Raw genomic sequence first — 11,362 nt, 5'->3', positions numbered from 1 at the left:
TTATAGCCTGTACTATAATTAAAAAAGTGAATATTCACCTGTAAGAATCACTAGATAAAAACAAGTTAAACATTTTATAAAATATTTAATTTTACTAGTAAAGCTAATAAAATTTGGAGAAGAATTTGAACATTTACTGCTATGTCTGTATCCGTAGTCGTAACTGTAACATTTCTAGAATTTCTAATAACAGTTTCTTGTTTATTAATTTGTTTAATAGATGATTTTTGAAACAATTCTTGTGCTACACGGTCAGCTTTTTCACTATCTGCTATAGAAATACTTATTATAACCACGATAGCTGCTTGTAATGCTGCTTGAATAGATAAAGCAGCTTTTGTATCTGTAGTAGTAACTTCTACATCTGCTGAATCTACAATTGTAATAGATTCTTCAGAAATTTGATACGTTTTACTTTCTTGCGCAGCTGCTTCTGAAACGCTAGCATTTTTAAAAGATGGATGAGGATTTGAGGAATCTAATGCACTCCACTTTTTATTTTCATCTGAATGACATGTTTTGTCCATGCGTTCACCCCCTTTCAATCTAAATAATTATTAACTTGTGATTGTATTTCAGAAACAATACTTTTAATTTGCTGCTTTTTTTCTGGCGATAAATTTTTTAGTTTTTCTTCATTTATCCCATGCCTATTAAAAATATCTGAGAGTAAAAGGTCTATAATTATATTCTTTTGATCCTTATCAAACTTAAAGGAAGAAAATTTGTTTAAATCATCCATTTACAATATTCACTCCAATCAATTTTCTATAAAAATTTTAAATATCTACGAGCATTATATGTAATGAAATAAAAATTGCTTGGACAAGTAACTTAATCTTCTATTTTCACTTCTTTTTGCTAATAAAATCAAAAGCTGACTTCTAATAAGAAGACAGCTTTCCTTCACTTCACATAAATATAAGTTTCATTACTGTTAAATCATGTATTTTATCTTTATTTGTAGTTTTCCACACTTGCTTTACCATTAATCTTGAATATTAATTCAGTCATAATAAAAAGTCCAAGCTTGTACCACGTATTACAACAAAAAACATTTACTTAGAGTGAAAACTTATAGCTAAATATCAATAGGATAGACACTTTATAAAATGTTTAGTTTAACTAATAAAGCTAATAAAATTTGAAGGAGAATTTGAATATTCACTGCAATATCTGTATCAGTAGTTGTTACGGTTACGTTTCTAGAATTTTTAATAAATGTTTTTTGTCTATTAATTTGTTTAATAGCTGATTTTTGAAATAATTCTTGTGTTATTTTATCTGCCTTTTCACTATCTGCTATAGAAATACTTACTACAACTGCGATAGCTGCTTGTAATGCCGCTTGGATAGATAGCGCAGCTTTTGTATCTGTAGTAGTAACTTGTACATCTGCTGAATCAACTATTTCAATATATTCCTCAGAAATTTGATCGATTTCATCTGTTTGTATAGCTTCCTCTAAAAAATTTGCATTTTTACTAAACGAATAATAATTTAATGATTCGCAATCTTCTTTTTTCGGCTCGCAATCCTCTTTTTTCGGCTCACAATCCTCTTTTTTTGGCTCAGGAACTCGTTTTTTCGGCTCAAACTCCCGGTTTAATGGATCCCGATTTTTCTTTCGTCTACAAACTTCACATTCACACATAAAATCACCCCTTTTAGTCTTAAAAATTAGCAATATTAAAATATTGACTAACTAATAGCATTTTATGTATTTTTTTAAAATTTGTTTGGACAAGTAACTTAATCTTCTACTTCTTTTTCTAATAAAAAAAAGCTGCCTTCTAATAAGAAGACAACTTTCTTTGTGACTACTCTAGAATAGATTTCATACAATATAATTGTTCCTTCCTTATAACCTGAGTTCGTCACTTTAGTTATAAAAATGTGGGTATATCCTATAACCTTTTTTAGGGACCATCCATAATTTATTTCATAAAAAGTGCTTTGTTTTACTGAAAGGTGGTTGCGGAAACAACCGCCTTTTTATTCAGAACAAAATAAAATTTTTATATAAAAGGCCCATAATTAAATACACTTAACTTCATATGATATATTGCATCCTTTCTTTTTAGAATGAGTAGTCGTTACTGAAGGGCACTTTTCGAAGTGCTCTTATCTTTAATCTCCCTCTTTTTTAGGAAGAGTTTTTTTACTAAATCCTAATATGATTTGTATCACTAAGGCTGGCGATTACCACATTTCCTTAATAGCTTCAATGAATACAGTAGCTACTAATTAAAATACCCCTATAATTTTCTCTACACTTAAACAATCGTGCGTTATCGAACACATGAACTATTTTTTGTTTTGACTATGTAACACTAAATTCACAACATTATTATCCTATATTTGGTGAACCCTACATTGCAATGCCAGCAATCCCACACTTTTAACTAATAACTTAAACAAATGTGCTATCTCAAGGTTCTTTTGATATAGTATGTTATGTTCTATATAATGAAGAAAGCGCTAGTATTTCCAAGGAGGATGTATATGAGTATTCAATTGGCCACATCTAACGATTTAGAATGGGTTAATAATCAATATGACTCAATAGGATTTGTACGAAGTGATTTAAAAAGAGATAAAGTTGCAATTATTACATATAACAGCGAGTATGCAGGTGTTGGCCGATTAGTCCAAATAGATGAAGATACTTTAGAAATGGGCGGGATTTTTATTCTGCCTCAATTTAGAGGGCTTCAATTAGCTGGTGAGCTTGTTTCATTTTTAGTAGAAACTGCGAAAAAATCACAAATACAAGATGTATATTGTCTTCCTTTTGAGGAATTAGAAAACTTTTATAAGAAATATGGCTATACTGAAGTCGATACTACGAAAGAAGCAGTCCATCCAATTATTCTAAAAAAATATAATTGGTGTTTAGAGAACTACGATAAACACGTTCTACTATTTAAACTGTAAATGTAATAAAGTGAAACTTTAATCAGTGGGGGTTTTACTGCCCGTTAATGCGGGATAACAAAGTATATTCTCAATCGTTTTTCTATCAGTACTCCTAATCGGAACCTAAGGATTAATTAAAGATATTTTATCTCTCCTTTTATAAATGGCTGATTAAAACTTAATATTCCGTCAATACTATAGGTAACATGATTGTATTTCTCCATTCTCCCTTGGAGAGGAGCAGTAAGCTTTTGCTAGCTGCTCTTTTATTTTTTCAAAAAGTCACATAAATATCTTTAATTCCAAACATTCAAAAGATAAAATGTGATAAGATTGTTATGAAGATATTTACCAACTAATAAATGCGCCCTAGACTTACGTACTAGGGCGCATTTATTTTTTAGTATGTAATTCCTTCACTCATCTATTATCCACAAAATAAGTATCATACGCTTTATCAAAAACATATCCTAACTTTTCTGCTAGGTTAGCAGATGTAGTATTCGCTGCGTCCCAGTTTGGATACTTTCCATTTTCTAAGCAATCCAATATAAGAGCTGCACTAACTACAGTTGCCAAACCTTTTCTTCTATGATTGTGATCAGTCGCAACTTCAATTTCAATTCCATCATTATAAATACTATACGAGGATGCACCGCATACAACTTCTCCGTTATATAAAATGCTATAACCTATACCACGGTTTATATAATCTTCTACCGACTGAAATTGACTTGTAAAATCTTCGGAGATCTTATGTAATGTAGGGCTATTTGCGATATGCTCATCTATTCTTTTTAACTCATATCCTTTTGGAAGTGTTGATATAAAAGATTGTAATTTTGAACGATTAAAAACTTCTGGATTTCGTTTGAATTTATAACGTAAAAACTTATCTATTTTTCTTTCATGGAATGTTTCTAGGCGTTGTTTCCACTCTTCACTATTTACGATAACTAAAATTCTTTCTGGAATATTACGTAATAACTCTTCTGTTTCTTGCACATTTGGGTCTCCAGCGTAAAATGTGAAAATTCCTACCGTAACTTGTGCTACTGTTGGATTTTCAAGATCATTTACCCAAGCAGTACCCATATGTCCTTGTAAATAAGAAAGTAAAACATCGTTATTGAAATCATCAAACATAGAAACTAGTTTTTTTCTTGTACGTATATTCGCTTCATATATCATTTACATTCCCGCCTTCTTTAAAATCAATCGTATTCTAAATATTTAAGATTCAATATATATAATTTTTCAATAAACCACTTACCATATAAGCAAACACCTATTAAACTAAAATTTTATATAATTATAAATTATTCACAAATATAAAATTATTATAACATCTAATAAAAAAAGAGTATCTCACTTTTTAAACTTTAGAATATACATCGTGTATGTATAAACCCTCAACATAATGTATAAGGATTTATCAAAAAATGCGTTATAACTCCTTCTTAGAAATAAAAGATTCCGTCTCACCGTTCTTATATACCTTAGTCAATTTAACAACCGATTTGTACGTGTTATCGTCATCCTTTATCATTTTTTTCAGCTCTTCTATTTCGATATTACCAGTTCCACTCTCTACTTTTAAACAATTTGAAATGTTTAAGTATCCACTAGATGCGAAAAGAATAATGAATGTAATATCAGGAAAATTAATGAATAGTATTCCAAACTTCAAAGGGTTCGCAGCAGTATCCGATAAAACTAATCGAAAATCTAACAGTTCAGGTACTTGAACAAAATCCTTAGAAACAATTGCTTCACCTACGATTGCAACTTGCTTTACTATATTCCCAAGTTCATCTGTAAATTCAGTACATATAGGTGCATCAATTGTTTTCGCTTGTAAAGATAAATTTAATTCTGGATTATGAAAATTGAAAAAGATTGTGCTCCCCTCTGTTAAACATTGCGGGCACACATTTCCTAGCAAGCTAAAGTCCTCTTCAATATATTTAACTTTCGATTTGCAACTACAAACTTTTCCTATTCGGATTGCATCAATTTTTGAGCAATCTACAAATATAACCTCACTGTCTTCTTGTACAAATGATACAATCCCTTTCATCACATTAAACGAAAGAAAATAGGATACAACGATTTCGTTTCCTGCTATTACAATACTTTCAACTTTAGTATACGGTTCTAGACTTTGTAAAAATTCACATATACTATTTTGGCAACATCCACAATCACGTTTCGGCTCACAATCCACTTACACTCCATCCCTTCTTTATATAGAATAGCTAATACATATATATGAAAGGAAAACAAAAAAGCTTGGACAATATAACTTTAACGTAGGAATATCGTTACCTATTCATAATATTAGTAAGGGAATTACACCAATAATGAGTAATAACACATAATTTTTACTATAAATACATATAACAATTTCATCTTTCATGAAAAAAACGTTATAATGAAGTGTAGCCTCTACGATTACGTTATAAAGGAGATTAAAACAATGGCTAAAATTAAAGTATACCAAGTAAAAGAAGAAAATATGGAAGCAGTAAAAAACATCATTGATGTTGAGGAACAAAACCCAACTGCTGAAAACTTACAAAATCTATACGCATGTGTATTAGAAACTGAAGATATGGCATTGCCTGAATCATACATTGAAGAAGATATCTTAATTGATTCTATGGAAGTTATGGTTAACGCTTCTCAAAGCAAAGTAAGAGACTTAGGTGCATACGATGTAATCGAAGTTCAAAACAAAGGTAAGAAAACACAAATTTTATTACTTGCTGACGAAGAATACGAAATTATCGAAGGCTAATCTAACACCATACATAGGAAAAAGCTCCTTTCCAATTGGAAAGGAGCTTTTTCATTACGCTTTTGATGTTTCGCTCTTTTTATTCTTTTGTTGTTTCTTAATTACCATGCGCTCATTTCCCATAAAGAAAATGAATATGAATGCTAATCCAGCTGGTACCAATGCCCACATGAACGTTTGAACAATTGAACTAGAAAGAGCATCAATAATCTTATCTAATATTTGCGGAGGGATTTGAGATCTTGTCGATTCTGATAAAATGGCTCTTGAATCCCCTAATGTGTTTGTATTCATTCCCCCGCTCATACCTTTAAATGCTTCTTCTAATTGATCTTGGAAACCTGTTCTTTGAATCATTCCGAAGATTGTAATACCAAGTGTCATACCTAATGAACGAATGAAATTACTCGTCGAAGTCGCAGATCCGCGCTGTTCCATACCGAAGTTGTGAATAGCTGCCATACTTAGTACAGAGAATGAGAAACCGACTCCAAATCCGATAATGATCATATACACTGTTAATAATGCACGACTTGTTTCTGGCGTTAATGTGCTTAATAAAAATAGTCCAATTAGCATAATAACCGCAGAAATGATCATAATGTTTCGGTAGCTAAGCTTTGTCGTTAAAAAACCACCTAACTGCGCTGTTACGACTGAGCCTAACATCATTGGTAAAAGTAATAATCCTGAGTTTGTTGCAGTGCCACCGTATACACCTTGAATGAATAATGGAATGTATACAGTTGCTGACATAAATGCAGCTCCGTAACATAAAGCAATAATTGTACTCATTCCGAACAAACGTTGTTTAAACATCTCAAATGAAATGATCGGTTCTTCTACTTTACGTTCAATAAAAATGAATGCAATAATTAAAATAACGAATCCACCAAATAAACTTAAAATAAAGTTAGAATCCCAATCATACTTTTGTCCGCCAAGTTCAAGCGCAAACATTAAAGAAACTACTGCACCAACTAAAGTAATTGCGCCAAACCAATCAATTTTTTGCTTTCTATGAACTCGTGACTCTTTATAAAAGAATGTAATAAAAATAAGTGCTAAAACGCCAAGCGGTAAGTTAATATAAAATACCCAGTGCCAGCTTATGTAATCTGTAATATACGCACCAAGCAACGGACCAAAAATACTCGATAAACCAAATACTGCTCCGAATAAACCACCCATTTTCCCGCGCTTTTCAGGAGGGAAAATATCAAAAACGATAGTAAACGCGATCGGCACTAATGCCCCGCCGCCAATACCTTGAATGGCACGATAAATCCCTAACTGTGTAATATTTTCAGCAGTACCACAAAGCGCCGAACCAATCATAAAGACGATTAAACCGAAAATAAAGAACCTCTTTCTACCATACATATCTGATAGTTTTCCGAATATCGGCATACCTGCCATTTCTGCGACCATATAGGCAGAAACGACCCATACAAAGTTTTCAAGGCCTCCTAAATCACCAACGATTGTTCCCATCGCTGTTACGACAATGGTATTATCCATTGATGCCATTAAAATACCTAGCAATAAGCCCGCTACAACAAAGCCGAGCTTATTATTCTTTTCAACCATAACCTTGCTCTCCCTCGTACTACTTATATTTGTTTATGTTCCTTTACGACTGCATTACCTTTTTGATTAAAACTAGTATGATATTCTACAACACTAATTTCACATCCGGGACCAATTGTAACATTATTTCCTCTTACTACTTCAGCAATCGTATGCTCTAAATAAATCTCATCTCCTTCAATGATAGACGTTTGGAGGCTTCCAGCATGATTTGTAAATGGAATAAATCTCGCTTTTTTACGAACGGTAATCTTCTTACCGCCAATTTCTCTTACTTTGCTACCTTCATAACGAAGTGAAATTTCAATATTTTCAGCATTAAGTAATCCATCACTTTCAAGGCCACCAGTTAGTGACAGTTCTTCAACTTCAATATCTCCTTTTACATTTAAAGCGCCTTTCACATCTACGAAATCACCAGTTAATTTCCCCTTAACTTCTATCATACCTCTTACTTTTATTTTTTCAATATGAGCATCACTATGCATTTGTATATTTCCGTATACTTTTACATATTCCGCATCTACATTTCCTTGTACTTCACTATCTCCATACACGACATAACTTTTCACTTTCATATTACCGCACACTTCACTCGTGCCGTACGTTTTAAATTCATTACAGCTCATGTCATTAGAAATCGTTCCTTCACCGCGAATCTTCACTTTATTATAATCTCCGCCTGCTGAACTACCAGAACCATTAACAGTAAGACTATGTTGATGTTCCATATCATTTTCTCCCTTCCATTAAATCTGCTTCATTTCTTTTACATTTGCGCTTTTATCAACAGTAAGAACACCCGTATATTCGATCAGTTCAATCTCACAGTTCGGTCCTACCGTAACATTATTTCCTCTTACCGTTCTTATGTGAGCATAATCAATATCGATATTGTCACCTTCTAATAGTTCAGCCTCTAATTGCATACCAAATACTGATTTAAACAGCCTACTAAAAGTACTTAGTCTATGTTTTACTTTAATCGTTTGACCACCAATTTCTTTCGCTCGACATGTACCGTGAATATTAATATTTATTTCATCAGCGCTTAGTAATCCACCAATTGTAAATTGTCCTTCTGAAGAAAACGTATCCACTTCACAATTACCATCAATTGTCGCTTGACCATTGACTTTAAATTCTTCACCAGTGACATTTCCACCTACCGTACCTTTTCCTGCAATTTTCAAACTGTTTGCCTTCACATCTTGCGTAATTGTTGCTTTTCCATCAATTCGCATCGTTTCAGCATGAACTGTACCGTCGATTTTACCTGATCCACTAATTCTTGCATTGCTACTTTTCAAATTTCCAGTAACGGCACCGTAACCGTTACATTCAAATTGGTCACATTCAACATTTCCATTCACAGTACCTTTTCCGTTTAATTGCACTTTATGAAACTCGCCACCATTCGATGAACCGTAACCATTTATAATCAAATTATCTGTACGCATACTTTCTCCTCCACTACAACAATTTCGTTTTTAATGCTTCGGTATATTTCATAATCGCTTCGCGTAAAACGATTTTAGTGCCTTTTTCAAAAATTAAATCTTCCACGTTTGAAACTAATAAACATGTAGAAATCCCTAACTTTCGTACAATGATTAAATCACAAGTTTTATGTTTAATTGCTTCATAATTTTCACGTAAAACTTGCAAGACCATTTTTCCTTCTTCTAAACTAATATCTCCCGATTGTAATAATTCTTCTAACATGTACACATAAAGAATATCTACAAATTGAAACTCTGCTGTTTTATTCGTTTGTTCTATGAAAAATTGTAAAACTGGTTCTGATGCAATCCCCTTACGTAAAATGTCTTCCTTTGTTAAAAGAATTTCTCTCACACTCGGTGAAAACATATTCGCTAGTTCATCAAGTGATAAATCCTCTTTCATCGTTTGGATTTTATCAATACGCTCTAATATCTTTTCTTTCGGAAAAAATGTCTCTTGACCCGTGAATGTTGACTTTCGTACAAACCAATCTTCCGGTATTAAATTTTTTCTTTTCCACCTATATAACTGTCCGTATGAAATGCCAGTTAGTTCTAATAAATCTTTTTTTGAAATCAAATCTGTACTCAACTGTATAACACTCCTTCCTGATAACAATGTAACATAACACTGTTACGCTGTAAATAGACTTTTATCACAAGTAGCGTAACAATGTGTAAAACAAACCTATTCCTACATACAAAAAAGGCTCTTACACATCTTATGAAAATGCGCAAAAGCCCTTATATATCAAGATTTAAACCAAATATTATAAAAATCAATCCAACCTTGTGAATTAATCATTATATTTTGGACTTTTTCATGTGTACTTACCTCTTGTTTATTACGATACAAAGGAATAATATGAATTTGACGTAACAAAGTATCCTCAATATCGCGTAACAATGTAACTCTTTTCTCTAATTCTTCTTGTTTAAAATAAATAGACAACTTTTCATAAAAGTCCATGTTGCTTTGTCCATGAATAAAACTATTTTTTGTAAGAAACATATATAATAGACTATCTTCTATTCGTTCGCTTATTGTGGCACTATCATGCATCATATCAGCCTTTTGTATCGTACTTACTTCCAATAGCTCTTCTATATCAAGAAAATTATTTTCTACACGAATCCCGTACTTCGCACACTCTTTTTGTATCCATTGTGCATCTTCAACATGATCTCGTCCTGTAAATGTGTAGAGCTGTAGCACTTCATTATGATAAGTACTCCTTTTAATTAAACTTTCTACATCTTCCTCAATCTCTACAATGCTTTCACCTGCTAATATTAGTTTCTTTGCCACTTCTCCACGTTCTCCGCCGAGTTCTTGAACGATTGTATAACCATGAATGATTTTATATAACGCTTTCCGAAATAACTCATCTTGCATTGGTCCTTCTTTCGTAAGATTACATGTTATATATGTCACGTTCGACTCAAGCCGAGACAATTCTTTATTATGTTTTTCTTTATCTTTATACTGCGCCTTTACTAAAACATCGTATGTACTTACACCTTGTTCTACATTCCACAACTCAACACGATCTAAAAAAGGTCTTTCACGAAAATATAAAGGATGACCTTCTAAAATGAACAGATTTTCATTACTTTTATATAATTGAAAAGACCCTGTTCCAATTAGCTCTCCTGCTTCATCTTCATTCACGATAGAACACTGTTCTGCACTTATCATATGTAAAAACATTTTATTTTCCGTTTGTAATTGAATTTCGACAACGTAGTCATCCACTGAACGGATACTTTCAACGTGTTGTAACATCCATGCGTGTGCATTATTTTCCAGCTTCATAAATCGATTCAATGAGTATATAACATCATGTGCAGTAAGTTGTTTTCCATTATGAAAGTGAACTCCTTTTCGTAAATAAAACGTCCATATTTTTTCAGCGTCATTATATTCCCAGTGAAATGCAAGTCTTGGCTCTATAATGTTTGTATTACCGTCTACATACACGAGTGTGTCGAATATATGTTTTACCATATGACATTCTGAACGCATTGTAGCGTATACAGGATCTAATGTGATATCTAAATTCATTTGTACTTGCAACCGGAGTACATCTCTTCTCCCTTCAGATGTCATTTCAATCTTATGACCAAATATTGAATCTACCCAGCAGTGATATTCTCCCTTTACTGACGGAAAATGTGAGCTATAGCGTTCCACAAATATGCTTCCGCTTTTCACATCCCCTTTTTTCGTTATTTCTTTTCCTCTATCTAAAATTAAAGACATCGGGTGCTTTTGAAATATTAACTTAGAACGATTTCCCCTGCCGCGACCTGGAAACCACTTGATCCAATTTAACTCATCTAATTTTTTTATAATTAATTTACTATTACGCTCTGTACAAAATAATGTTTCAGATATATTTTGCACTGTTACTTCCAATCGTTCTCCCTCTTTTTTCCCTTTTCCATAAGCAATCCATAGTTCAATATATTGATCTAAAATAAACATCATAATCCCCCTAAAAGGTGAAAAATACTCCCTATTGTTTCTACCCTTTTTCCAATTCTT

The 11,362-nt window shown here is 32.4% G+C and carries 12 protein-coding genes; 2 read left to right on the top strand and 10 right to left on the bottom strand.

What is annotated here, in order from left to right; translation table 11 throughout:
* Window positions 1-74: 74 nt before the first annotated feature.
* The 3 genes from ACO6VI_RS19430 to ACO6VI_RS19420 all read right to left on the bottom strand — a co-directional run bounded on the left by ACO6VI_RS19430 (window position 75) and on the right by ACO6VI_RS19420 (window position 1,654).
* Window positions 75-527 (bottom strand): spore coat protein, encoded by a 453-nt coding sequence (locus ACO6VI_RS19430; RefSeq protein WP_000361676.1) that lies wholly within the window; start codon window positions 525-527, stop codon window positions 75-77.
* Between the two features lie 14 nt (window positions 528-541).
* Window positions 542-742 (bottom strand): spore coat protein W, encoded by a 201-nt coding sequence (locus tag ACO6VI_RS19425; RefSeq protein WP_000342253.1) that lies wholly within the window; start codon window positions 740-742, stop codon window positions 542-544.
* A 363-nt stretch (window positions 743-1,105) separates the two neighbouring features.
* Window positions 1,106-1,654 (bottom strand): spore coat protein, encoded by a 549-nt coding sequence (locus ACO6VI_RS19420; RefSeq protein ID WP_088020694.1) that lies wholly within the window; start codon window positions 1,652-1,654, stop codon window positions 1,106-1,108.
* Between the two features lie 851 nt (window positions 1,655-2,505).
* Here ACO6VI_RS19420 and ACO6VI_RS19415 point away from each other — a divergent pair.
* Window positions 2,506-2,937, top strand: a complete 432-nt coding sequence (locus tag ACO6VI_RS19415) for a GNAT family N-acetyltransferase (RefSeq protein ID WP_088020693.1) — start codon at window positions 2,506-2,508, stop codon at window positions 2,935-2,937.
* Window positions 2,938-3,339: 402 nt separating this feature from the next.
* Here ACO6VI_RS19415 and ACO6VI_RS19410 read toward each other — a convergent pair whose 3' ends face one another.
* Both ACO6VI_RS19410 and ACO6VI_RS19405 read right to left on the bottom strand, forming a co-directional pair.
* Window positions 3,340-4,110, bottom strand: a complete 771-nt coding sequence (locus ACO6VI_RS19410; RefSeq protein ID WP_422423852.1) for a GNAT family N-acetyltransferase — start codon at window positions 4,108-4,110, stop codon at window positions 3,340-3,342.
* A 256-nt stretch (window positions 4,111-4,366) separates the two neighbouring features.
* Window positions 4,367-5,146 (bottom strand): BC_2878 family exosporium-associated protein, encoded by a 780-nt coding sequence (locus ACO6VI_RS19405; RefSeq protein WP_161519844.1) that lies wholly within the window; start codon window positions 5,144-5,146, stop codon window positions 4,367-4,369.
* Between the two features lie 252 nt (window positions 5,147-5,398).
* Here ACO6VI_RS19405 and ACO6VI_RS19400 point away from each other — a divergent pair, with 252 nt between their 5' ends.
* On the top strand, window positions 5,399-5,719 hold the full coding sequence (locus tag ACO6VI_RS19400; RefSeq protein ID WP_001062742.1) for a hypothetical protein: 321 nt from the start codon (window positions 5,399-5,401) through the stop codon (window positions 5,717-5,719).
* 54 nt (window positions 5,720-5,773) lie between these two features.
* Here ACO6VI_RS19400 and ACO6VI_RS19395 read toward each other — a convergent pair whose 3' ends face one another.
* The 5 genes from ACO6VI_RS19395 to ACO6VI_RS19375 all read right to left on the bottom strand — a co-directional run bounded on the left by ACO6VI_RS19395 (window position 5,774) and on the right by ACO6VI_RS19375 (window position 11,302).
* A complete protein-coding gene (locus ACO6VI_RS19395; RefSeq protein ID WP_161519843.1) occupies window positions 5,774-7,309 on the bottom strand; it encodes an MDR family MFS transporter in 1,536 nt (511 codons plus the stop codon).
* Between the two features lie 23 nt (window positions 7,310-7,332).
* Window positions 7,333-8,040, bottom strand: coding sequence for a cytoplasmic protein (locus ACO6VI_RS19390; protein WP_422423850.1), 708 nt, complete (start codon window positions 8,038-8,040; stop codon window positions 7,333-7,335).
* A gap of 18 nt (window positions 8,041-8,058) precedes the next feature.
* Window positions 8,059-8,769, bottom strand: a complete 711-nt coding sequence (locus ACO6VI_RS19385) for a bactofilin family protein (protein ID WP_001258371.1) — start codon at window positions 8,767-8,769, stop codon at window positions 8,059-8,061.
* Window positions 8,770-8,782: 13 nt separating this feature from the next.
* Window positions 8,783-9,406, bottom strand: a complete 624-nt coding sequence (locus ACO6VI_RS19380; RefSeq protein WP_000102246.1) for a YhbD family protein — start codon at window positions 9,404-9,406, stop codon at window positions 8,783-8,785.
* A gap of 159 nt (window positions 9,407-9,565) precedes the next feature.
* On the bottom strand, window positions 9,566-11,302 hold the full coding sequence (locus tag ACO6VI_RS19375; RefSeq protein ID WP_071732081.1) for an SgrR family transcriptional regulator: 1,737 nt from the start codon (window positions 11,300-11,302) through the stop codon (window positions 9,566-9,568).
* Window positions 11,303-11,362 lie beyond the last annotated feature (60 nt).

This window comes from Bacillus sp. PSXD-155 (assembly GCF_049310765.1).
GTDB classification, from domain to species: domain Bacteria; phylum Bacillota; class Bacilli; order Bacillales; family Bacillaceae_G; genus Bacillus_A; species Bacillus_A cereus.
This window is presented reverse-complemented; position numbering and strand designations above follow the sequence as displayed.

What these genes read in the sequence shown, in the direction of transcription:
- ACO6VI_RS19430 (WP_000361676.1), bottom strand. Translation starts at nt 527, where the DNA reads ATGGACAAAACATGTCATTCAGATGAAAATAAAAAGTGGAGTGCATTA.
- ACO6VI_RS19425 (WP_000342253.1), bottom strand. Translation starts at nt 742, where the DNA reads ATGGATGATTTAAACAAATTTTCTTCCTTTAAGTTTGATAAGGATCAA.
- ACO6VI_RS19420 (WP_088020694.1), bottom strand. Translation starts at nt 1,654, where the DNA reads ATGTGTGAATGTGAAGTTTGTAGACGAAAGAAAAATCGGGATCCATTA.
- ACO6VI_RS19415 (WP_088020693.1), top strand. Translation starts at nt 2,506, where the DNA reads ATGAGTATTCAATTGGCCACATCTAACGATTTAGAATGGGTTAATAAT.
- ACO6VI_RS19410 (WP_422423852.1), bottom strand. Translation starts at nt 4,110, where the DNA reads ATGATATATGAAGCGAATATACGTACAAGAAAAAAACTAGTTTCTATG.
- ACO6VI_RS19400 (WP_001062742.1), top strand. Translation starts at nt 5,399, where the DNA reads ATGGCTAAAATTAAAGTATACCAAGTAAAAGAAGAAAATATGGAAGCA.
- ACO6VI_RS19395 (WP_161519843.1), bottom strand. Translation starts at nt 7,309, where the DNA reads ATGGTTGAAAAGAATAATAAGCTCGGCTTTGTTGTAGCGGGCTTATTG.
- ACO6VI_RS19390 (WP_422423850.1), bottom strand. Translation starts at nt 8,040, where the DNA reads ATGGAACATCAACATAGTCTTACTGTTAATGGTTCTGGTAGTTCAGCA.
- ACO6VI_RS19385 (WP_001258371.1), bottom strand. Translation starts at nt 8,769, where the DNA reads ATGCGTACAGATAATTTGATTATAAATGGTTACGGTTCATCGAATGGT.
- ACO6VI_RS19375 (WP_071732081.1), bottom strand. Translation starts at nt 11,302, where the DNA reads ATGTTTATTTTAGATCAATATATTGAACTATGGATTGCTTATGGAAAA.